The sequence below is a fragment of the Pseudomonas yangonensis genome (assembly GCF_009932725.1).
Classification (GTDB): Bacteria; Pseudomonadota; Gammaproteobacteria; order Pseudomonadales; family Pseudomonadaceae; genus Aquipseudomonas; species Aquipseudomonas yangonensis.
This window is the reverse complement of the sequence record NZ_BLJU01000011.1, coordinates 92,677-114,817: the sequence shown is the minus strand read 5'-3', so window position 1 is coordinate 114,817 and position 22,141 is coordinate 92,677. Positions and strand designations below refer to the sequence as shown.

The window sequence follows — 22,141 nt, the reverse complement described above, 5'->3', positions numbered from 1 at the left end:
GCTAGAGGCGGCAGGCAAGAGCCTATCCGCCTGGAGCCTGAGGCCTGCAGCCTGAAGCCCCAAAAAGCCTTACTCGCCCGCCAACGGGCAAGCAGGCCCACACTCAACTTGCAAAGGAGGTCGCCATGGGCGCCAACACTTTGCGTCGGAGTCTGGTCGCCCTGTTTGCCGCGGCCATTTCCTTCGGCGCCATCACTCACGCTCAAGCCGAGACACTGCGTATCGGCTATCAGAAATACGGCACCCTGGTGCTGCTCAAATCCAGCGGTGCGCTGGAAAAACGCCTGGCCGAACAGGGCGTCAAGGTGCAGTGGACCGAGTTCCCGGCGGGCCCGCAGCTGCTCGAAGGGCTCAACGTGGGCTCCATCGACTTCGGCACCACAGGCGAGACACCGCCGGTATTCGCCCAGGCCGCCGGCGCCGATCTGCTCTACGTGGCCTTCGAGCCGCCGGCGCCGCTCAGCGAGGCGATACTGCTGCCCAAGGATTCGCCGATCAAAACGGTGGCCGAACTCAAGGGCAAGAAGGTCGCCCTGAACAAGGGCTCCAACGTGCATTACCTGCTGGTGCGCGCGCTGGAGGAAGCCGGCCTGAGCATCAGCGATATCACCCCCGTGTACCTGCCGCCTGCCGATGCCCGCGCCGCGTTCGAGCGTGGCAGCGTCGACGCCTGGGTGATCTGGGACCCCTTCCAGGCTGCCGCCGAACAGCAACTGCAGGCCCGTACCTTGCGCGACGGCCAGGGCCTGGTGAGCAACCACCAGTTCTACTTGGCCGCGCGTCCCTTCGCCGAAAAGCACCCTGAGGTAGTGGTCGCTCTGGTGGACGAGATTCGCAAGACAGGCGAGTGGACTCGCGCCAACGTCGACGAGGTCACCGCCCAGGTCGCACCGCTGCTAGGCCTGTCCCCCGAGATCACCCGTGCTGCGGTTGAGCGGCAAAGCTACGGCGCGCAGCTGATCACCCCGGAAGTGGCGAGTGCACAGCAGAAGATCGCCGACACCTTCAGCGATCTGAAGCTGATCCCCAAGCGCCTGAGCATTGCCGAGGTGATCTGGCGGCAGCCGGACAAGGTCGCCCAGGCCCAGTAACCCGTAGCCCGGATGCGATCCGGGATCGCTGCACGGTACTCCCGGATTGCATCCGGGCTACGTCAACGCTTTCGCAAAAGGAGACCACTCCATGAGCCTCAATATCTTCTGGTTCCTGCCTACCCATGGTGATGGCAAATATTTGGGCACCGCCGAAGGCGCCCGCGCCGTCGACCACGGCTACCTGGCGCAGATCGCCCAGGCTGCCGACCGTCTCGGCTTCGGCGGCGTGCTGATTCCCACCGGGCGTTCCTGCGAGGACTCCTGGCTGGTGGCGGCCTCGCTGATCCCGGTGACGCAGAACCTGAAGTTTCTCGTCGCGCTGCGCCCGGGGATCATTTCGCCGACCGTGGCTGCGCGCCAGGCGGCGACTCTGGATCGCCTGTCCAACGGCCGCGCGCTGTTCAACCTGGTGACCGGGGGCGATCCGGACGAACTGGCCGGCGACGGCCTGCACCTGTCGCACGCTGAGCGTTACGAGGCGTCCGTCGAATTCACCCGTATCTGGCGCCGAGTACTGGAGGGCGAAACCGTCGACTACGACGGCAAGCACATCCAGGTGAAGGGCGCCAAGCTGCTCTACCCGCCGATCCAGCGGCCGCGTCCGCCGCTGTATTTCGGTGGCTCCTCCGACGCGGCGCAGGACCTGGCCGCCGAGCAGGTCGAGCTGTACCTGACCTGGGGCGAGCCGCCGGCTGCGGTGGCCGAGAAGATCGCCCAGGTGCGGGAGAAGGCGGTCAGGCAGGGCCGTGAAGTGCGCTTCGGCATTCGTCTGCACGTGATCGTGCGCGAGACCAACGAGGAGGCCTGGGCGGCGGCGGATCGCCTGATCAGCCATCTGGACCAGGACACCATCGACCGCGCCCAGGCGTCGCTGGCGCGCTTCGACTCGGTCGGCCAGCAGCGCATGGCCGCCCTGCACGGCGGCAAGACCGACAACCTGGAAGTGTCGCCGAACCTCTGGGCCGGTGTCGGCCTGGTGCGCGGCGGCGCCGGTACCGCGCTGGTCGGCGATGGCCCGACCGTGGCGGCGCGGGTCAGGGAGTACGCGGAGCTTGGCATCGACACCTTCATCTTTTCCGGCTACCCGCATCTGGAGGAGTCGTACCGGGTCGCCGAACTGCTGTTCCCACACCTGGACGTGGCCGCGCCTGTGCGTCCGGAGAGTCGCGGCTATGTCAGCCCGTTCGGCGAAATGATCTCCAGCGACATTTTGCCGAAGGCGGCTTCGGCGAGCTGAGGTAAGCGCAGGCAAAGGTTTTCCCGGATTGCATCCGGGCTACGGACTGAAAAGCACCCTCTCCCCCAGCCCCTCTCCCGCAAGCGGGAGAGGGGGGATGAACCGGACTCCGGCCGAACCAGCGGCGCCGATCAGCCCCCTCTACCATTTATGGGAGAGGGTTGGGGAGAGGGCAGATGTAGCCCGGATGCAATCCGGGGAATACAGACGCTACAAAGGTTTTCGAGGCAACCATGAGCAACACGACCCTTAACAAACTGGCCCTGCGCGCCGCGCCCTGGGCCTTGCCGCTTGGGCTGCTGGCCGCCTGGCAGCTGGCGGTGGCCAGCGGCTGGTTGTCCAGCCGCATTCTGCCGGCACCCAGCGCGGTGCTGGCCGCCGGCTGGGAGCTGCTGGCCTCCGGCGAAATCTGGCAGCACCTGGCGATCAGCGGCCAGCGCGCCGGCATCGGCTTCGCCATCGGCGGCGGTATCGGCCTGCTGCTGGGCTTTATCACCGGCCTGTCGAAATGGGGCGAGCGCTTTCTCGACAGCTCGGTGCAGATGATCCGCAACGTGCCGCACCTGGCGCTGATCCCGCTGGTGATCCTCTGGTTCGGCATCGACGAGGCGGCCAAGGTGTTCCTGGTCGCGCTCGGCACCCTGTTCCCCATCTACCTCAACACCTACCACGGCATCCGCAACGTCGACCCGGCGCTGGTGGAAATGGCGCGCAGCTATGGCTTATCCGGCTTCTCGCTGTTCCGCCAGGTGATCCTGCCCGGTGCGCTGCCGTCGATCCTGGTCGGCGTGCGTTTCGCCCTCGGCTTCATGTGGCTCACGTTAATCGTGGCGGAGACCATCTCCGCCAGCAGTGGCATCGGCTACCTGGCGATGAACGCCCGCGAGTTCCTGCAGACTGACGTGGTGGTGCTGGCGATCCTGCTCTACGCGGTGCTCGGCAAGCTGGCCGATGTCGCCGCTCGTGGTCTCGAACGCGTCTGGTTGCGCTGGCATCCGGCCTATCAGGCCAAGGCTGGTGGGCAATGACAGCGCTGCATAACATTCGTCAGGGCATTCCACTGGCGATCGAGAACATCGAGAAATCCTTCGGCGAGCGTCAGGTGCTCAAGGGCATCGACCTGCATATCCCGGCCGGCCAGTTCGTTGCCGTGGTCGGGCGCAGTGGCTGCGGCAAGAGCACGCTGCTGCGCCTGCTGGCCGGGCTGGATCGACCCAGCAGCGGTCAACTGCTGGCCGGCAGCGGCTCGCTCAACGCGGTGCGCGAGGACATCCGCCTGATGTTCCAGGACTCGCGCCTGTTGCCCTGGAAGCGGGTGATCGACAACGTCGGTCTGGGCCTGTCCGGCAACTGGCGCAAGCAGGCCGAGGAAGCGCTGGCCGCGGTCGGCCTGGCCGATCGCGCAGGTGAGTGGCCGGCGGCCCTGTCCGGCGGGCAGAAGCAGCGTGTGGCCCTGGCCCGGGCGCTGATCCATCGCCCGCGTCTGCTGCTGCTCGACGAACCGCTGGGCGCGCTGGATGCGCTGACCCGTATCGAGATGCAGCGCCTGATCGAGCGCCTGTGGCAACAGCATGGCTTCACCGTGCTGCTGGTGACCCACGACGTTGCCGAGGCGGTGGCCGTGGCGGATCGGGTGATCCTGATCGAGGACGGCCAGATCGGCCTCGACCTCGATGTGCAACTGGTTCGCCCGCGCCCGCATGGCTCGCCGCTGCTGGCGGCGCTGGAAGCGCGCGTGCTCGACCGCGTGCTGGCGCAGCCGGAGCTGCCGACGCCACCCGACCCCGTATCACCCCTGCCCACGCAATTGCGTTGGGCGCTGTGAGGCCGTAGCCCGGATGTAATCCGGGGCGGCTCAAGAATTCCCCCGGATTGCATCCGGGCTACATCAGTGGACCATCAGGAGAAACACCATGACCATCAAAGCCATCAACGTGCGTAACCAGTTCAAGGGCAGCATCAAGGAGATCGTCATCGGCGACGTGTTCTCGGAAATCGACGTGCAGACCGCGGCCGGCATCGTCACCTCGGTGATCACCACCCGTTCCGTGCGCGAATTGGAGCTGCAGGTGGGCAGTGAGGTGATTGCCTTCGTCAAATCCACCGAGGTGTCCATCGCCAAGCTGTAAGAACCTTTTTATGATTTGTAGCCAATTTCCCTCGATTTTGGTAGCCAATTGGCGAAATAGGCCGCTTGCGATCTTGTGGGAGCGGCTTTAGCCGCGAGCTCTTCGCGCCCAGCTCGGGCTGAAGCCCCTCCTACGTGTTCACCGAACGTTTTTGCCTTGTAGTTGCCGCTTCAGGCCCATAAAGATCGTGAACAGGTTCTAAGAATGGTTGCCTGAGCAGCCCTTGCGTGCGAGGGCTCCAGGGTGTTTCGCAGGTAAAGAGATGCTGGTTATAAGAAGAAAAGAAAAAGATATTTTTCAGCTATATGTTTTTTCTGCAGAATCGCGCCATCAAATAGCCTGCCTGCAGGCTCCTCTCTCGATAAGAAGGACGCCATAGATGCTGAAGAAGATCGTTCTGGCCACCGTGGCCAGCGCCACCCTGCTGACTGGCTCGCTGAGCCATGCCGCTGCCGATACGCCATTCCACAACGCCTCCTACGACATCGCCCGCGAACTGTTCGGCGAGATCAACCCGCTGTTCGTCGAGCACTGGAAGCAGCAGAGCGGCAAGGAAGTGAAGATCATCCAGTCCTTCGCCGGCACCTCGCGTCAGGCGCAGGACATCATTCAGGGCAAGAAGGTCGACGTGGTCACCTTCAACCAGGTGACCGACGTGGACATCCTGGCCAAGCGCAAGCTGCTGCGTGAGGACTGGGCTCAGCAGTTCCCCAACAACAGCTCGCCGTACTACAGCACCACCGCCTTCCTGGTACGCGAAGGCAACCCGAAGAACATCAAGAGCTGGGATGACCTGATTCGCGATGACGTGAAGCTGGTATTCCCCAACCCGAAAACCTCCGGCAACGCCCGCTACAGCTACCTGGGCGCCTGGCTGTTCGCCAACGAGAAATTCAATGGCGACCAGGAGAAGGTGAAAGCCTTCGTCGGCAAGCTGCTGAAGAACGTCGAGAACTTCCCCACCGGCGGCCGTGGCGCCACCGTGGCCTTCGCCCAGAACGGCCAGGGTGACGTGCTGCTGACCTTCGAATCGGAAGTGATCAACATCGCCAAGGGTGACGAGTTCAAGTCCGCCAACCTGGAAATTGTGGTGCCGGAAGTCAGCGTACTGGCCGAATTCCCGGTGGCCATCGTCGACAAGGTGGCCGACGAGCGCGGCACCCGCGAGCAGGCCAAGGCCTTCCTCGACTTCCAGTACAGCAAGGACATCCAGCAACTGCTGACCCGCTACAACTACCGCGTGCACAACCCGGAAGTGGTCGAGGCGACCAAGGCTCAGTTTGCTCCGGTGCGCCTGATCAACCCGACCGAGGTGCTGGGCAGCTGGGACGAGATCACCGCCAAGCACTTCGACAACGGTGGTATTCTTGACCAGCTTCTAGCCTCCGGCCGCTGAGCGCTCGTCAACGATCTGCTGCGCGTCGGCCCTGCGGCGTTAAAAACAGGCTCGGGATGCTCATGTACAAAAGTACACTCCGCTCCCTCGCCTGTTTTTGCCTTGCAGGGCTCTAGCTCGCGAGATATCACATGGGCTGTATTCGTCGTGGGTTATTCAGTTTTCTGGTCCGTTGGCCGCCTTCCAGGCGGCCAACTGCATTTGTAGAGCCGAGCTTTTTCGTGAGCAAACCAACGCTGTTCTTCCGACAGACCCCGCTGCTGCCCGGCTTCGGCCTGAGCTTCGGCGTCAGCGTGCTGTACCTGTCGCTGGTAATCCTGCTGCCGCTGTCGGCGCTGCTGCTATACGTCAGCGACATGACCTGGGCACAGTACTGGTTCGCCATCAGCGATCCGCGCGTGGTGCAGACCTACAAGGTGACCATCTCGGCCGCGCTCTACTCGACCCTGGCGGTGCTGGTGCTGGGCCTGTTGCTGGCCTGGATCATCACCCGTTACGACTTCCCCGGCCGGCGCATCGTCGATGCGCTGGTCGACCTGCCGTTCGCCCTGCCGACCTCGGTGGCCGGCCTGACCCTCGCCGCATTGCTGGTGCCCAACGGCTGGATCGGCCAGTGGCTAGGCTTCAAGGTGGCCTACGCCTACGCCGGTATCGTGGTGGCGATGGTGTTCACCAGCATTCCTTTCGTGGTGCGCACGGTGCAGCCGGTGCTGCAGGATCTCGGTTCGGAATACGAAGAGGCCGCGCGCACCCTCGGCGCGAGCCGTGTGCAGACCTTCGCCAAGGTAATCCTGCCGACCCTGGCGCCGGCGCTGGTCACCGGAGGTTCGCAGGCGTTCATCCGCAGCCTCGGTGAGTTCGGCGCGGTGATCATGATCGCCGGCAACATTCCCTACCAGACGGAAGTCAGCTCGCTGATGATTTTCGTCCGTCTGCAGGAATTCAACTATCCGGCGGCGGCGGCCATCGCTTCGGTGATCCTGCTCGCGTCGCTGACACTTCTGTTCCTCCTGCAGGTCGCGCAGGGGCGTCTGTTCGCATGGCAACGGCAAGGTCGATGAAAAAGCCCCAAGATTGGCGCCAATGGGCGCTGGTAATCCTCGGTCTGATGGTGGTGGCGCTGATCCTGCTGGTGCCGCTGGCGCTGATCTTCACCAAGGCGCTGGCCGGCGGGCTCGACCTGCTGTGGAGCAATCTGAACGAAGATTACATGCTCCATGCCATCGGCCTCACGCTGCTGGTAGCCGCGATTACCGTGCCGCTGAACCTGTGCTTCGGCATCTGCCTGGCCTGGTGCGTGACCCATTACGACTTCCGCGGGCGCAAGCTGCTGACCACCCTGATCGACATTCCCTATGCGGTGTCACCGGTGGTCGCCGGCCTCTGCTATCTGGTGGTCTACGGTCTGGAAAGTTTCATCGGCCGCTGGTTCTACGATCACGGCATGCAGCTGATGTTCGCCTGGCCGGGCATCGTCATGGTCACGGTGTTCGTCACCGCGCCCTATGTGGCGCGCATTCTGATTCCGGTGATGCAGGCTCAGGGCCAGGACGAGGAAACCGCTGCCATGTGTCTGGGTGCCAGCGGCTGGCAGATCTTCCGCCGCATCAGCCTGCCGAAGATCAAGTGGGCGCTGCTGTACGGCGTGGTGGTCACCAATGCCCGCGCGGTCGGCGAGTTCGGTGCGGTGTCGGTGGTGTCCGGCACCATCATCAACCAGACCCTGACCCTGCCGCTGCTGGTCGACCAGCTCAACAACGACTACAAGCCGGCAGCGGCCTTCACCGCGGCCGGGCTGCTGGCGTGCATGGCGCTGCTCACGCTGTTTCTCAAGACCTTCATGGAGTGGCGTCAGCGCCGCCTGATGCAGCGCGCCGAGGCGTGATCAGGGCGCCAGCGTTGTGGTGGATGTGGAGAGCGCATCCACCCTACGGCCTGTAGCCTTATGACCTATCGCGGCTGAAGCCGCTCCTACGGAGCGTGGTGCTGGTGTAGCAGCGGGCTTCAGCCGCGATGCTCTTCCGACGCGGCTATCTGCACCTGATTGCGGCCGCCATGCTTGGCTGCATATAGCGCTTTGTCAGCACGCTCGCGCAGCTGTTCGGCCTGGCTGTGCAGATCGGTGCCGGCGACACCGGCACTCAGGGTGCAGGAAAATTCGCTGCCATCGGCGATGAAGCGCAGCTCGGCGAAGCGTTCGCGAATCTCATCGACGATCTGTTTGGCCTGCTGCGGCGTACAGTCCGGCAGCACTGCGAGAAATTCCTCACCACCATAGCGGCCCAGGCTGTCGACCCGGCGCAGGCGCTGGCGCAGCAGGTTGGCCAGCGCGCGGATGACGTTGTCGCCTGCCGCGTGACCGTGTTCGTCGTTGACCCGTTTGAAGTGATCGATATCCAGCATCACCACGCTGGCCCGGTTGCCGGTTCGCAGCGCGCGCTCCAGTTCGATCGCCACCTGCTCCTTGATATCGCCATGCTTGAGCAGACCCGTAAGGCTGTCACGCGCCAGCGCATTGGACAGCAGGCGGGCACGCTGGGCGCGAGAGAAAACGGCGGCGACCAGGGCGTTGTCGGAAATCGGTTTGGTGACGAAATCGTCGCCGGCCTTGATCAGCGCATTCATCTGCTTGGCGATATCGGTCTCCGCCGACAGGTAGATGATCGGGATGCGCAGCCAGTCGTCGTTGCAGCGGATGATCTGCGCGAGCTCGGGGCCGGTACAGTCCGGCATGTTGACGTCGAGCAGCACCACTTCCGGATTGAAATCGCGCAGATGCTCGAAGATCTGCGCCGGGTCCTGAAGAATTTCCACCAGCATGCCCGCGTCGCGCAGCACCAGGCTGTAACGGCTGGCCAGGTCGCGGTCGTCGTCGACGATCAGCACCCGGTAGGGCTCGCCGTTCTGCTGGGCGAAACAGCGCTCCAGGCGGCTTTCCAGCTGCGGGATGTCCACCGGCTTGGCGAAGAAACCCTGCGCGCCGGCACGCACCGCCTGCAGCTGGGTGTCAAAGTCATGCTGGTGGGTCAGCACCAGCAGCGGTAGGGGCACTTCCAGGCGCTGCTGCAGACGTGCGGCGTAATCCAGACCGCTGCGGTGTTCGTTGGCCAGGTTGACGTCGACGATCAGTGCATCGGGCAGTTGCTGCAGCAGGGCGGTATCGAGATCGGTTGTAGTACGGAAGTGCTCGGCACGATAACCAAAGTTGCTCAGCGTCAGACGCATGTTTTCGCCGACGGTCATTTCGTCTTCGAGAATGTAGATGAGCCGCGTATCGTTCTCCGTACGTGCCAGCGGCTTGGCTGCTTTCGGTTGTTCGTCCGGGCTGCTGTCGGCATCCGATTGCTCGCCTAGCTGCAGCAGCGCGGCGACGAAGACGTCGAGGTCCTGCTGCTGGCGCTGCTGCTGATCCAGCCAGCGTTCGGCCTGCTGTTCCAGTTCTCGCGCTTGCTGGCCCAACTGATCGAAACCGAAGGTGCCGGCACTGCCGGCGAGGCGATGAAGCTGGTCGCGTAGTGCTCGCAAAAGCTGCCCGCGCTGCTCGTCGCCGGCCGCGAGCAGTTGCTCGCCCTGTTGCGTCAGTTGCGGAAGCTCCTGACGCAGGCGCTCGGCGAACTGCTGACCAAGCTGCTGCAGATGCTGCTGCAAGGTCTGCGGGATGGCATTGCCCTGTTTATCCATGACGCTGACTCCAGATCTGCCGGATCTGGGCGGCGAGTTGCATGGGGTCGAAGGGTTTCACGATCACGTCGAGTGCGCCCAGACTACGGTAGTGGGCGACTTCGCCGGGCTGTACCTTGGCGGTCATGAAGGCCACCGGTACGCTGTCGATGTCCACCAGTTCGCGCAGTTTTTCCAGCGTCTGCGGACCGTCCATACCGGGCATCATCACATCGAGCAGGATGAAGTCGGGAGCGAAGCCCTGCACCTGATCAAGCGCTTCCAGGCCGCTGGAGCAGCTCAGTACCTGAAAACCGCCGACGGCTTCCAGAGCGACCTTGGCCACGGCCTGGATCGAGGGATCGTCCTCGACGTGAAGGATGCGCTTGAGCTCAGTCATGGCCGGTCTCCTTGGCGGGTAATAGGCGGTTAAGCATGTGCAGGAAGTGTTGCCCATCATTGCGCGATTTGGCCAGTGTTTCGCTTACCCCGGCCAACTCGCAGCCGTTCATTTCACTGGCCGAGAGCACGGCTACCGGTAGACCCGGGCGCTCGCGCTGCAGTTCGTCGACCAGCTCCAGGCCGCTGCCGTCGGGCAGGCCAAGGTCGAGCAGGACCAGATCGAAAGGCTCTTCGGCGAGCAGGCGGCGCGCTTCGGCGAGGCTGTCGGCGGGCACGAACTCGGCCAGTCCGCGGCCTTGTTCGGCGACTACCAGGCGCAGATCGTAATCGTCCTCGACGTGCAGTACGCGTGGGCTGTGCGGCAGGTTCTGCAGGGCCTGGGCAAGGCTGCCGAGCAGGCGCTGTGAGTCGATCGGCTTGCTCAGCCAGTCCAGCGCAGGCGCGCCCTCGAGCGCCAGGCGACCTTCCTCGCAAGCGGCGGATACCACCAGGATCGGCAGCTCGCGGTAGCGTGCATCGGCACGCAGTTCCTGCACCAGTTGCAGGCCGTCGCCGTCCGGCAGACGCAGATCGAGGCTGATGGCGGCGGGCGTTTCTTCGCGCAGGCAGGCACGTGCTTCGTCCAGGCTGTGGGCCAGGCGCACGCGGTAGCCGGCGTCTTCCAGCAACTGGCTCAGCAGGCTGGCAATGTCCGGTTCGTCTTCGACCACCAGCAGGCTGCGACGGCTGTCGCCAGAGGTACGCAATGCGGCTTCGGCCAGCATTGGCAACTCGAACCAGAAACAGGCGCCCTGGCCCACGACCGAGTCGAAGCCGATCTGGCCGCCCATGCGCTCGATCAGTTCCTTGCTGATGGCCAGGCCAAGGCCGGTACCGCCCTTGCTGCGGCTGTCACTGGCGTCAGCCTGGGAGAACTTGCTGAAGATGCGCTGACGAAATTCGGCGGCGATACCCGGGCCCTGGTCAATCACTTCGACACGCACGCGGGAGCCACTACGTTCGGCACGCAGACGTACCTCGGCGCCTTGCGGCGAGTACTTCACCGCGTTGGAAATGAAGTTGGCGAGCACCTGCTGCAGGCGCATGGCATCGACCCGTACGCGCACCGGCGGGCAGTCGCTCAGGTGCAGCTGCACCTGGCGCTGGGCCGCATAGGCCTGGTTGCTGGCCAGTGCCTCCTCGAGCTGGGCAGCAAGTTCGCAGGGCTGCAGATCGAACTGCATCTTGCCGGCTTCCAGCTTGTCCATGTCCAGCAGGTCGTTGATCAGATGGCTGAGGCGCTGGCTGTTGGCCTGAGCGATGCTCAGCATGGTGCGCATGCTTTCCGGTACCGCGCCGAGGGCGCCACCGTTGATCAGCCCGAGCGAGCCGGCAATCGCGGTCAGCGGGGTACGCAGCTCGTGACTGACGGTGGAGACGAACTCGCTCTTGAGACGCTCGATGCGTTTGGCTTCGCTCTGGTCCATGGTGGTGCCGGTGATGCGCAGCGGGTAGCCGCTGGCGTCGCGCTGGATATACCCGCGTAGTAGCGCCGGTAGTTCGCTGCCGTCGGCACGCAGCAGGCGACAGTCGAGGGTGAAGTTGCTGGCGCCCTCATGAAACGCCTGACTCAGACGGGCGCGTGCCACCGGCAGGTCTTCCGGGTGTACCAGCGTTTCCCAGGCCTGCGTGTTGTCGGCAAAGCCTGGCGGCCCTTGTTCTGGATAACCGAGCATTTGCCAGCCGCGCGCCGAGGCGAAAAAGCTGCCGGCCTTGACGTCGATATCCCACCAGCCGTCATTGCTGCCTTTGAGCGCCAGCGCCAGACGTTCCTCGCTGCGATGCAACTGCTCGGTGATGCGTGCGGCCAGTTCCTGTACCTGAGCGCGGCGCAGGCTGAGGGTGCTGACCAGAAAGAACAGCAGCAGGCTGATGCAGCCGCCGAGTACCAGCAGTGCCACCTCGCCGCGGTGTTCGCGGGCGAGGTAGCCCGGTGCGTAGTGGAAGTCCAGGTGCCAGGTCTGGCCGAACATCTCAAGTCGGTGTTGGCTGTCGGCCGGCTGCGTTATTGGTACGTCGCCGCGACTGCTGTAGAGCAGTTCGGCACCTTCGCTGGTGGCGCCGCCGGCGTACAGCTCGAAGTCCAGCTCGCGTTGACGTTCGCCGAAGATGCCATGCATCAGGTCGTGAATCCTGAACGGGCTGTAGGCGAAGCCGCGCAGCGCGGCCAGGCGCTGCTCCGGGGTGTCCAGCGGGCGTTGTGGCCAGTACAGCGGGACGTACAGCAGCAGCCCTGGCTGGACCTTGCCGTGGGTCTCCTGGCGCAGGATGACGCGGCCGGACAGGCGGCTCTGGCCGCTGCGTCCGGCGTCGAGCATGGCAGCGCGGCGCACCGGCTCGGACAGCATGTCGAAGCCGAAGGCGGCCAGGTTGCGCCCGGTGAAAGGCTCGATGAAGCGGATCACAGCGTAACGTTCGCGCTGGCCGGGTGGCTGCATGTGAAAATCGGCAAAGCCCTCGGCGCGAATCTCGCTCTCGAATGTTGGCAGTTGCTGCGCCTCCAGCATCTGCGCGAAGCCCAGCCCCTGAATGCCCGGATAGCGCTCGTCCAGGCGCAGGCGCTCGGTATAGGCGCGCCAATCCGCACGGCTGACGTCTTCGCTGGCATCGAACAGACCGGCGGCACCGAGCAGGATGCTCTCCTGTTCTTCCATGCGCTTGACGATGGCCCGGCTCAGCTCCTCGGTGAGCAGTTCGAACTGACGGGTGGCGGACTCGGTCTGGCTCTGGCGCAGGTTGTACCAGGCCAGCAACGTCGCTCCCAAGGCCAGCGCCAGCACCGCCCAGGCCAGCAGGTTGACGCGACTGAACAGAGACGCGAGCAGGGCGCGGGTGGTTCTCATGATTGCGCTCCAGCCAGGGGCAGTCTCATCCAGAAGGTGCTGCCCTGACCCAGGGTTGAGTCGAAGCCGATGTGTCCGCCCATGTGTTCGATGATTTCCTTGCTGATCGCCAGACCGAGGCCGGTGCCGCCCTGGCGGCGCGTGTCGCCGGCGTCGGCCTGGGCGAACTTGCTGAAAATGCGTGGTTTGAAGTCGTCGGCGATGCCCTGGCCTTGGTCACGCACGCTGATGCGCACCCAGCCGTCTTCGGGTACGGCTGCGAGCTCGACGCTCTGCCCGGCAGCGGAAAATTTGGCGGCATTGGCCAGCAGGTTGGCCAGCACCTGTTCCAGGCGCTGGGGGTCGGCCAGCACCTGACAGTCGTCGCCCGCCAGCAGGTGCAGTCGCACCTGGTGGCGTTCGGCATAGGGCTGGTTGTTGTGCAGTGCCTGCTGCAGCAGCGCGCGCAGGGCCAGCGGCTGCAGATCGAAGCGCATCTTGCCGGCGACCAGCTTGTCCATGTCCAGCAAATCATCGATCAGGTGGCGCAGGCGCTGGCTGTTGCTCTGCGCGATCTCCAGCATCTGGCGCATGGTGTGCGGCACCTCGCCCAGGGCGCCGCCGTTGATCAGACCGAGCGAGCCGGCGATGGCGGTGAGCGGCGTGCGCAGCTCGTGACTGACCGTAGAGACGAATTCGTTCTGCAGCTGTTCGCCGCGTTTGCGCTCGCTGATGTCGCTGATGAAGCCGTGCCACAGCGTGTCGCCGTCGGGCAACCGCTGTGGGGCAGCGCGTCCCTCGACCCAGATCAGGCCGCGTTCGGGGTGCAGAACGCGGTACTCCTGATGCCAGGTGGTGAGGCTCCGGGCCGAAGCGGCGATCGCTTCGCGCACGGGCGATGCATCTTCGGCATGCAGACGCGCGTGTACCGGCGCGGCGTCCTGGCCGACTTCCTCGGGAGTACAGCCATAGATATCGCCTATACCTGCGCTGGCGTAGGGAAAGCAGCTGCTGCCATCGGCGCGCAGCAGATATTGATAGACCATGCCGGGCAGTTGTGCGGCTATACGCTGCAGGCGCTGGCGGGCTTCGTCGCGCTGGCTGAGGTCGTTGGCCACCAGCAGGTAGCCCTGCAGCGGCTGACCTTCGGCACGAATCGGCGAAAGATTCAGACGTACCGGCAGGCTCTGCCCGCTGCGCGCGCGCATTTGTCCCTCGGTGCTCTGCGGGCCACCGAGGCTGGCGGCGCAAAGGCGTTCGAACTGACCGGGATCGAGCAGCAGCTGCGATACGTACTGCTGGTCCAGCTCCTTGGCCGGATAGCTCAGCAGCTGCTGCGCTTCGCTGTTGCTGCGCAACACCCGGCCCTGCGGATCCAGCACCAGTACCGCGCTGCCGGCGTTGTCGAGCATGGCCTGGTGCATGGCGCTCTGTTCGGCCTGGCGGCGCGCCTGCAGGCGCAGCTCGAACAGCTCGCCGGTCAATTGCGCCAGGTGCTGCAACTGCATGCGCTGATGCTGATCGAGCCGGCGCGGCTGGCGGTCGATCACGCACAGGGTGCCGAGGGCCAGTCCCTGGCCGTCGTGCAGGGGCACGCCGGCATAGAAGCGAATGTGCGGTTCCGAGGTGACCAGCGGATTGTCGCGAAAGCGCACGTCATCCAGTGCGTTGTCCACCTCCAGCAACGCATCGGCATGCACTGCATGGGCGCAGAAGGCGAGTTCGCGCGCGGTCTGTTCTGCCTCCAGGCCGACCCGGCTCTTGAACCACTGGCGCTGAGCGTCGACGAGCGAGATCAGCGCGATAGGGGTTTCGCAGATTTCCGCGGCCAGCGCAGTGATGTGATCGAACATCGCTTCGGGCGGACTGTCGAGTAGCTCCAGGGCGTGCAGCGCAGCCAGGCGCTGCCGCTCGTTGCCGGGAATCGGGGCTTGGCTCATGACGCACTTCCTGTGACCGGTAATTCAAACCAGAAGGTAGCACCTAGGCCGGGGGAGGAGTCGAAGCCTATGTGTCCGCCCATGCGTTCGATGATTTCCTTGCAGATGGCCAGCCCCAGTCCTGTCCCGCCCTGCTGCCGGGTATCGCCGGAGTCGGCCTGGGAGAACTTGCTGAATATGCGGGATTTGAAGGCTTCCGGTATTCCGGGGCCGTTATCCGACACGCTGACCCGCATCATCTCGCCGCAGTGCTGCAATCTGACCACGACCTGGCCGCCGGAAGGCGAAAACTTGGCCGCGTTGGACAGCAGGTTGGCCATCACCTGCGCCAGGCGCTGGGCGTCTACCCGTACCTGAGCGTCGCTCTCGACCTGCAGGCGCAGCTGAACCTGATGTTGCTCGGCATAGGGCTGGTTGTGCAGCAGCGTCTGCTCCAGCAGCGGCTGCAGCAGGCTCGTCTGCAGGTCGAAGTGCATCTTGCCGGCGACCAGCTTGTCCATATCCAGCAGGTCGTTGATCAATGCGCTGAGGCGCTGGCTGTTGCTGTGGGCAATGCTCAGCATCTGGCGCATGGCCTGCGGCACCTCGCCGAGAGCGCCGCCGTTGATCAGTCCGAGCGAGCCGGCGATGGCCGTCAGTGGGGTGCGCAGCTCATGGCTGACGGTGGAGACGAACTCGTTTTTCATCTGTTCGATGCGCTTGCGCTCGGCGATGTCGCGAATCACCGCAATGAAGCGACGCTGCCCCTGGTGGCTGATCTGCGAAACGGCCAGTTCCATGGCGAAGCGCTCGCCGCTCTGACGCATGCCCTCCAGTTCGCGGACCTGGCCCACCACCCAGGCCTTCCCGGTGCGCAGGTAGCGCTGAAGGTAGCTGTCATGTGCGCCGCTTTCCGGCTCGGGCATCAGCAGGCTGACGTTGCGCCCGGCCACTTCATCCTGTCGGTAGCCGAATATTTCTTCGGCCGCGTGGTTGAAGGTCTCGATGCGGCCGTGTTCGTCGATGGTGACGATGGCGTCGACTACGTTGTCGAGCAGGGTACTCAGATAGTGCTCGCGCTCGCGCACGGCGCGTTCGGCGGCGACGCGGTCGCTGAAGTCCTGGATCTGCGAAACGAAGTGCACCGGCTGCCCTGCACTGTCACGTACCAGCGATACGCTGAGCAGCACCCAGAGAACACGGCCCTGCTTGTCCAGGTAGCGTTTTTCCATCTGGTAGGCATTGATCTGCCCGGCCAACAGGTTGGCCATATTTTCCTGGTCGGTATCCAGGTCGTCCGGATGGGTGACCTGCTGGTAGGTCAGTGCCTGCAGCTCTTCGCGGCTGTAGCCGAGCATGCGGCACAGCTCGGCGTTGACCTCAAGCCAGCGACCGTCCGGAGCGACCAGGGCCATGCCCTGCGGGGCGGTGTCGAAGGCGCTTAGAAAACGCTGCTGACTCAGGCGCAGCTCGTCTTCCATGGCATGACGTTCGCTGACGTCCCAGATGAAGCCGTCGATCCACAACAGCTGGCCATTACTGTCGTACTCGCCGCGGCCCTTGCCCCTGACCCAGACGTCATGGCCATCGGCATGGCGTAGGCGGTACGTCAGTTCGAAGGGTTTCTGCTGCTCGAGTGCTTCACCGATACGGAAGGTGATGGGCAGATCATCGGGATGCACGATGCTGGAATAGCTGCGTACGCGATTGTCGATGATGTCGCTGGCCGGGTAGCCGCAGAGCTTGGCAATCTCGTCGCTGATGTAGCGCATGGTCCAGTCGGTATCATGGGCGCAGCGATACACCACGCCGGGCAGGTTCGCCACCAGGCCGCGAAAGCGGCTCTCACTCTCTTGCAGCGCATGAGTGGTCCGCTGCAGCTCGCTGATGTCGCTGGCGATGCCGAGGAAGCCGGTGATCTGGCCGCCTTCATCGAACATTGCGCTGACCGTGAGGTTGACCTGACGCAGGCTCCCGTCCTTGTGGCGATAGGTCCACTGGCGGGTTTCCGGCTCGCCGCCACGTGCGTTGTGCACGAACACTTCAAGGCCCGTGACTGGCTGGCCGGCCACCTCGCTCAGCTCGCTGGCGCGGGCCTGGACTTCTTCGGCGAGGTGGAATACGGCCGGGGTCTGGCGTCCGACCATTTCTTCGGCGCTGTAGCCCAGCAGGCGTTCGGCGCCGGAATTGAACAGGTTGATGGTGCCGTTGCTATCGGAGGCGATGATCGACACCCCGGTGGCCGAGTCCAGCACCGCCTGCAGGTAGGCTCGCGCCGAGCGTACGGCTTGCTCCTGTTGTTGGCGTTCGAGCATGGCCCCGACCCAGCGGGCGAACAGGCCGAGAAAGTCGCGGTCGGCGTCATCGAAAGGCCGGATGCGTGGCTCCGGATTGGCGAAGGCCAGGGTACCGAAGGGCTTGCCGGCTACCCGCACGGTGATGCCGATGTAGCTTTCCAGGGCGTACTGGCGATAGCACGTATGGCGCCGATACTGCGAATCGGCCATGTGGGTGATGGCCAGCGCCTCGCTCTGCTGCAGCGTCAGGCTGCAATAGGTCTCACTCAACTCGAACTGCTGGCCATCGCTCATTGCACCCTCGGGGGAAACTTGCACCAGCACCTGGTACTGCTCGCCCTCGATGTGGCTGATGATGCCCAGCGGCATGCCGAAATGCTCGGCGCCCAGACGCAGCGCCTGGCGCAATTGCTCGGTGCGGCTCAGGCTGGGCAGTGCGGCGATCTCGTTGAGAGCGCGCAGCGCCGCCTGCTGGCGCTGCATCAGGCGCTGAGTACTGCGCCTGGTACTGCGCAGCAGGACCAGCAAAAGCGCTTCGGCACCGCACCAGGCAAGCAACCATTTGATGATCAGCCAGCGCTTGTCACGTCGATGCACGTTGTATTGATCACTGACGTCGTGCCAGATCAGGGCGACCGCCAACGGTTCGGTGCTCCGTTCGTAGGTCTGCCGATAGCTGCTCAGCGCCACCTGATTGACCAGATAAAAGCGCTCGCCATCGTCCAGCAGGCGTAGGCTGTTGCCCTCCTGCGGTTCCGGCAGTCGCCCTTGCTGTTGCCAGGTCAGTATCTGCGGACGCGAGTGGCCCATCAGTTGCCAGCGCCGGGTATCTCCGGACAGGCCGCGCAGATCCTCGCCGCTGCCTGAACCCAGCAGGAGGTCTCCGCGCAGCAGCAGGGCAACGCCGCTGTCGAACTCGCGGTCCAGCTGTGCGAGATCTTCGAGCACGCCCATGGCCACCTCGATGGCGCCAACCTGTACTGTTCCGTTTGCGCCTTCGACCAGCAGCGGGGCGATCGCTCGCATGCCGATGCTGCCGCGGGTCAGGCCCAAACCGGCCTGGCTTGTGCCACTGCGCAGCGCCTCCAGTACCATGGGACGCCAGCCGATCTGCAAATCGCCGAAGTGCTCGGGTTCGTGTACCCGCAGCAGCACCTTGATATCCGGTGCCAGATGCACGTACAGGCGAAACGGCTGGCGCGCCTGCAGGTGGCGCCAGCGCGGCGCCAGGCGGGTATAGAGCTGTTTGCGAATGATGGCCAGGTTTTCCAGGTCGTTCGCCGGCAGGGCATGGGCCTGACGCACCAGATCTACCACCCAGGCATCGGCAGCGATGGTTTCAGCCAGCAGCAGCGTGCGCTCCTGTAGCCCATGCTGGGTACTGTTCAGGGCCATGCGTTGAATGTCCGCCTGCTTGCCGATCTGCAGCTGCCAGAGCGCTTCGCGCTCGTTCAGCGCCTGGTGCCCCAGAAAAGCGAAGAACATTGCCAGGCAAAAGCTGCCGCAGATGACTATCCAGCGGCTGGCGTTCCAGCGGCTGGCGTTCCAGAGCCCGAACCAGCGATTACCCAGTCTGATCGTGTTCATCCGCTGCCTCAGTTCAGTCCGGCCAAACGGCGCAGACGCTGCACTTCCTGGCTGTCCGGACTCTGCATTTCGGCACAGGCCAGGCGCATGAGAATCGGCTCGCGACGGGCGTTGCCGGGCGCGAGGGCATAACAGGCTCCAATCAGTTCACGTATGACGTTGGGCAGGCGCCAGTGTGCCTTGAGCCGGTTGGCCAGCTCGCTGCTGTGCTGGCGCAGCGCTCGTTGCAGCTGATCCTCATGCAGGGTCAGGCCGCGCTTGCGCCAGATCTGCGCCTGCTGCAGTACGGCCAGTTCCCCCATGCGTTGCAGCAGTGCCGCGCATTGCAGTGGCGCCGGGTCCAGTTGGCAGGCCTTGGCCAGCTCGGCGACCCTCTGGCGCAGGTTCAACTGCGTTTGCAGCAGGCTTTCACCCAGGGCTTTCAGATCGGCGTCCTGCAGGCTGGTCACCGGGCGCAGCGCCAGGCCCTGAACAAGGTTCAGCGCAGTGGCGGCACCCAGGCGGCGTACGGCGTCTGCCAGGCTGCTGCATGGCTGTCCTGTGCTGTTATAGAGCGGATTGTTGGCCGCAGCGACGAGTCGCGCCTGCACGGCCGGGTCCTGCTGCCAGAGGTCGCCAAGCTCCTGCAAACTGGTGGATGTTGCGGCGATGGCGAGCAGCTGCTGGCGAAGATCATCGCGCAGCGGCAAATCGATTTCGTCGTCGCGCAGTGCGCCCAGGCGCTGAAGAAAGTCTTCTTCGCCGAGTGGCGCAGCGGCAGGTGCGGCAGCTTCTGGCAGCAGTCGCTGCAGGCACTCCAGAACCTTGGGTACCTGAAAGGGTTTGCTGATGAAGGCATTGATGCCCAGCGGGCGTACCTCGAGCACGCTGTTGCGGTCTGCTCGGGCAGTGACCATCACCAGAGCCACCTCGCGGTCCTGGCTGCGCACGGCCTGCAGCAACTGAGTGCCGCTGCCGTCCGGCAGGTTCCAGTCAGCGATCACCAGTTGAGCCGGTTCGCTCTGCCAGGCCGACATGGCGTCTGCCAGGCGTGCCTTGCAGTCGACTCGGGCTGCGGGGCGCAGGCTAAGTACGATCTGTTTGAGCAGATCGGCGATCCAGGGATCGTCTTCTAGAATCAGCACGCGCATGTCAGCTCCTGGTGCTGGACTGGCTATTGTTCGCTTCGTTGAAGGATGCGTTGTCGCTGACTTCGGCAGGTACCGGTTGCGGGCGGCCGAAGTGATAGCCCTGGCCGTAATTGCAGCCTAGCTCACGTAGAAATTCGGCCTGAGCGGGTTGTTCGATGCCCTCGGCGAGCACTTTCAGACCCAGGCTCTTGCCCAGCGCGATCACTGCGCGAGCGATGGCGGCGTCCTCGGAGTCGTCGGGCAGGCCACGGACGAAGCTCTGGTCGAGCTTGAGCTTGTCCACCGGCAGGCGCTTGAGGCGCGCCAGCGAACTGTAGCCTGTGCCGAAGTCATCGATGGCCAGGCGCACGCCCAGTGCCCGCAGGCTGGTAAGCAGCTTCAGGGCGGCGTCGGGGTCTTCCATGATCGCGCTCTCGGTCACCTCCAGCTCAAGTTGCTCGGGAGGCAGGCCGGTTTCGGCGAGCACGCTGGCGACTTTCTGGTCGAGCTCGCCTCGGCTGAACAGACGGCTGGAGACGTTCACCGCTACGAAATCCAGCGAGCTGCCCTGGGCATTCCAGCGCACCATCTGGCGACAGGCCTGCTCCAGCACCCAGGCATCGATGATGCCGATCATGCCGTTCTCCTCGGCAACCGGGATGAACTCGCCGGGGGGAATCAGCCCGCGTTGCGGATGTTGCCAGCGCACCAGGGCTTCCATGCCGACCTGGCGGCCGTCACGCAGGTCGTGCAGCGGCTGGTAGAAGACGCGCAGTTCCTGGTTATCCAGCGCGTGGCGCAGGCTGCTGGCCAGTTCCACGCGCTGGCGGGCGTAGTCGGTGAGTTCCTGCACGTAGAAGGCATAGCCCTCGCGACCACTGCTCTTGGCCTTGAACAGCGCGGAGTCGGCATTACGCAGGACCTGTTCGACCGTGTCGGCATCTCCGGGGAACAGGCTGATACCGATACTGGCGCCGATGTACAGCTCGTGGCCATCGAGGCGGAAGGGCGTTTCCAGGTGACGCAACAGGCTTTGTGCCAGCTCAGCAGCCTGTGCCGCGTCGCCGCAGGCTTCGCAGAGCAGGCCGAACTCGTCGCCGCCAAGCCGGGCCAGGGTCGTGCCGCTGGGCAGGTCCTGCTGCAGGCGCTCACCAACGCCCTTGAGCAGCAGGTCGCCGACATTGTGGCCAAGGCTTTCGTTGATGTGCTTGAAGTGATCCAGATCGATCAGCAGCACCGCGCCGCGCAGCTCTTCGATCCCGCTGCGCTCGAGCGCGTGGGCGATACGCTCGGTAAACAAAAGACGGTTGGGCAGGTTGCTCAGCGGGTCGTGATGGGCGAGGTAATCCAGCTCGCGCTGCGAACGCTTGAGTGCGGTGATATCGGAGAACACGGCCACGTAATGGCTGACGTGGCCCAGCTTGTCATGGATCACGCGGATGCATTGCCATTGCGGATAGATTTCGCCGCTCTTGCGCCGGTTCCATACTTCGCCGCTCCAGGCGCCACGGTTTTCCAGCGCGTGCCACAGGCTGCGGTAGAAAGCTGCGTCGTGACGGCCAGACTTGAGCAGGTTGGGGTGCTGTCCGAGGACTTCCTCACTGCTGTAACCGGTGATGCGGCTGAAGGCGGGATTGATGTGGACGATGCGCTGCTCTGCGTCGGTCACCAGCACGCCTTCCTGGGTGGCATCGAACACGGCGGCAGCCTGCCGCAGGCTGTCATCGTTGGCGCGCTGCTGGGTGATATCGCTGGCGATACCGATGAAGCGCTGCGGCTGGCCGTCCTCATCACGCAGCAGCCGGCCGCGAGAGTGAATCCAGCGATAGCTGCCATCGGCATGGCGCAGACGGTGGATGCTGTCGTAATGCTGTTGGCCCAGGTCGGCGTTGAGCGCCTGCAGAGCGCGCTCCTGGTCATCCGGATGCAGGCGTGCAGCCCAGGCCTCACGGGTGTCGCCCAGCGTCTGCGGGGTGAGCCCGAGGAGCTTGGCGTAGCCTTCGGAGAAAAACACGCGGCGACTCGACACATCCCAGTCCCACAGCCCATCGCGCGTAGCGTCCAGCGCCAGGCGCAGGCGCTCCTCGTTGCTCGCCAGTTGCAGGCGCGCACTGCGGTACTGCTGTGCATGGCGGTGCAGCACGAGATACAGCAGCGAACTGGTGAGTACGACGAAGAACAGGCCCTTGAGTGACTGCACGCGCTCCTGCTGCGCCACGGAAAGCCCCAGTGCTGTGAGTAGCTGATCGCTGAGAAGAATCCACAGACCAGCCAATAGCAGGTAGCCCAGGGTCAGACGCAAGGCGGCGGTGTCGATACGCATGAGTGGGCGGCTACGCTCCCTGGAAATGTTGGGCAGTATAGATGGGCGGCGGCTGAAACATTCTTATCTAAAAGACCAACTGGTTTTCTGGCATGGGTCAGGGATAATGTGATCTGGTTCGTCCTTG

At 64.3% G+C, this 22,141-nt stretch carries 15 protein-coding genes; 8 read left to right on the top strand and 7 right to left on the bottom strand.

Annotated features, from left to right (window positions below):
* Window positions 1–125: 125 nt before the first annotated feature.
* The 8 genes from GYB81_RS14495 to cysW all read left to right on the top strand — a co-directional run bounded on the left by GYB81_RS14495 (window position 126) and on the right by cysW (window position 7,741).
* Window positions 126–1,091, top strand: a complete 966-nt coding sequence (locus GYB81_RS14495) for a sulfonate ABC transporter substrate-binding protein (RefSeq protein ID WP_161867893.1) — start codon at window positions 126–128, stop codon at window positions 1,089–1,091.
* Between the two features lie 91 nt (window positions 1,092–1,182).
* Window positions 1,183–2,331 carry an FMNH2-dependent alkanesulfonate monooxygenase gene (gene ssuD, locus GYB81_RS14490; protein ID WP_161867894.1) on the top strand — a complete coding sequence of 383 codons (1,149 nt, stop codon included), beginning with the start codon at window positions 1,183–1,185 and terminating at the stop codon, window positions 2,329–2,331.
* Between the two features lie 233 nt (window positions 2,332–2,564).
* Window positions 2,565–3,359, top strand: coding sequence for an aliphatic sulfonate ABC transporter permease SsuC (gene ssuC / locus GYB81_RS14485; protein WP_161867895.1), 795 nt, complete (start codon window positions 2,565–2,567; stop codon window positions 3,357–3,359).
* The gene (ssuB, locus tag GYB81_RS14480; protein WP_161867896.1) at window positions 3,356–4,156 is read left to right on the top strand and encodes an aliphatic sulfonates ABC transporter ATP-binding protein; all 801 of its coding nucleotides are present in this window, start codon (window positions 3,356–3,358) and stop codon (window positions 4,154–4,156) included. The genes ssuC and ssuB overlap by 4 nt, the downstream gene beginning before the upstream one ends.
* A gap of 88 nt (window positions 4,157–4,244) precedes the next feature.
* Entirely contained in the window at window positions 4,245–4,460 is a 216-nt protein-coding gene (locus GYB81_RS14475) for a TOBE domain-containing protein (protein ID WP_161867897.1), read from the top strand.
* Between the two features lie 379 nt (window positions 4,461–4,839).
* A complete protein-coding gene (gene cysP, locus GYB81_RS14470; RefSeq protein ID WP_161867898.1) occupies window positions 4,840–5,856 on the top strand; it encodes a thiosulfate ABC transporter substrate-binding protein CysP in 1,017 nt (338 codons plus the stop codon).
* Window positions 5,857–6,077: 221 nt separating this feature from the next.
* Window positions 6,078–6,917: a sulfate ABC transporter permease subunit CysT gene (cysT, locus tag GYB81_RS14465; protein ID WP_161867899.1), complete on the top strand. Its 840-nt coding sequence runs from the start codon at window positions 6,078–6,080 to the stop codon at window positions 6,915–6,917.
* Window positions 6,914–7,741, top strand: a complete 828-nt coding sequence (cysW, locus tag GYB81_RS14460) for a sulfate ABC transporter permease subunit CysW (protein ID WP_161867900.1) — start codon at window positions 6,914–6,916, stop codon at window positions 7,739–7,741. Before cysT ends, cysW begins: the two co-directional genes overlap by 4 nt.
* A gap of 119 nt (window positions 7,742–7,860) precedes the next feature.
* On the opposite strand, the gene GYB81_RS14455 is transcribed toward cysW, so the two are convergent.
* Genes GYB81_RS14455 through dibA form a run of 7 tightly spaced genes read right to left on the bottom strand, consistent with a single transcriptional unit; the run spans window position 7,861 to window position 22,014 of the window.
* Window positions 7,861–9,537 carry a diguanylate cyclase gene (locus tag GYB81_RS14455; protein WP_161867901.1) on the bottom strand — a complete coding sequence of 559 codons (1,677 nt, stop codon included), beginning with the start codon at window positions 9,535–9,537 and terminating at the stop codon, window positions 7,861–7,863.
* On the bottom strand, window positions 9,530–9,916 hold the full coding sequence (locus GYB81_RS14450) for a response regulator (protein ID WP_161867902.1): 387 nt from the start codon (window positions 9,914–9,916) through the stop codon (window positions 9,530–9,532). The genes GYB81_RS14455 and GYB81_RS14450 overlap by 8 nt, the downstream gene beginning before the upstream one ends.
* Complete coding sequence (locus GYB81_RS14445; protein ID WP_161867903.1) at window positions 9,909–12,800, bottom strand: CHASE domain-containing protein; 2,892 nt, start codon at window positions 12,798–12,800, stop codon at window positions 9,909–9,911. Before GYB81_RS14445 ends, GYB81_RS14450 begins: the two co-directional genes overlap by 8 nt.
* A complete protein-coding gene (locus tag GYB81_RS14440) occupies window positions 12,797–14,719 on the bottom strand; it encodes an ATP-binding protein (protein ID WP_161867904.1) in 1,923 nt (640 codons plus the stop codon). The genes GYB81_RS14445 and GYB81_RS14440 overlap by 4 nt, the downstream gene beginning before the upstream one ends.
* On the bottom strand, window positions 14,716–18,582 hold the full coding sequence (locus GYB81_RS25020; protein ID WP_161897866.1) for a PAS domain S-box protein: 3,867 nt from the start codon (window positions 18,580–18,582) through the stop codon (window positions 14,716–14,718). Before GYB81_RS25020 ends, GYB81_RS14440 begins: the two co-directional genes overlap by 4 nt.
* Window positions 18,583–18,590: 8 nt before the next feature.
* The gene (locus tag GYB81_RS14430; protein WP_161866200.1) at window positions 18,591–19,712 is read right to left on the bottom strand and encodes an HDOD domain-containing protein; all 1,122 of its coding nucleotides are present in this window, start codon (window positions 19,710–19,712) and stop codon (window positions 18,591–18,593) included.
* A gap of 1 nt (window position 19,713) precedes the next feature.
* The gene (dibA, locus tag GYB81_RS14425) at window positions 19,714–22,014 is read right to left on the bottom strand and encodes a phosphodiesterase DibA (protein WP_161866199.1); all 2,301 of its coding nucleotides are present in this window, start codon (window positions 22,012–22,014) and stop codon (window positions 19,714–19,716) included.
* Between the last annotated feature and the right edge of the window lie 127 nt (window positions 22,015–22,141).

Coding starts and splice junctions, on each gene's coding strand:
- cysP (WP_161867898.1), top strand. CDS start 4,840: ATGCTGAAGAAGATCGTTCTGGCCACCGTGGCCAGCGCCACCCTGCTG.
- cysW (WP_161867900.1), top strand. CDS start 6,914: ATGAAAAAGCCCCAAGATTGGCGCCAATGGGCGCTGGTAATCCTCGGT.
- ssuC (WP_161867895.1), top strand. CDS start 2,565: ATGAGCAACACGACCCTTAACAAACTGGCCCTGCGCGCCGCGCCCTGG.
- ssuB (WP_161867896.1), top strand. CDS start 3,356: ATGACAGCGCTGCATAACATTCGTCAGGGCATTCCACTGGCGATCGAG.
- GYB81_RS14430 (WP_161866200.1), bottom strand. CDS start 19,712: ATGCGCGTGCTGATTCTAGAAGACGATCCCTGGATCGCCGATCTGCTC.
- GYB81_RS14450 (WP_161867902.1), bottom strand. CDS start 9,916: ATGACTGAGCTCAAGCGCATCCTTCACGTCGAGGACGATCCCTCGATC.
- GYB81_RS14445 (WP_161867903.1), bottom strand. CDS start 12,800: ATGAGAACCACCCGCGCCCTGCTCGCGTCTCTGTTCAGTCGCGTCAAC.
- GYB81_RS14495 (WP_161867893.1), top strand. CDS start 126: ATGGGCGCCAACACTTTGCGTCGGAGTCTGGTCGCCCTGTTTGCCGCG.
- GYB81_RS25020 (WP_161897866.1), bottom strand. CDS start 18,582: ATGAACACGATCAGACTGGGTAATCGCTGGTTCGGGCTCTGGAACGCC.
- ssuD (WP_161867894.1), top strand. CDS start 1,183: ATGAGCCTCAATATCTTCTGGTTCCTGCCTACCCATGGTGATGGCAAA.
- dibA (WP_161866199.1), bottom strand. CDS start 22,014: ATGCGTATCGACACCGCCGCCTTGCGTCTGACCCTGGGCTACCTGCTA.
- GYB81_RS14440 (WP_161867904.1), bottom strand. CDS start 14,719: ATGAGCCAAGCCCCGATTCCCGGCAACGAGCGGCAGCGCCTGGCTGCG.
- GYB81_RS14475 (WP_161867897.1), top strand. CDS start 4,245: ATGACCATCAAAGCCATCAACGTGCGTAACCAGTTCAAGGGCAGCATC.
- GYB81_RS14455 (WP_161867901.1), bottom strand. CDS start 9,537: ATGGATAAACAGGGCAATGCCATCCCGCAGACCTTGCAGCAGCATCTG.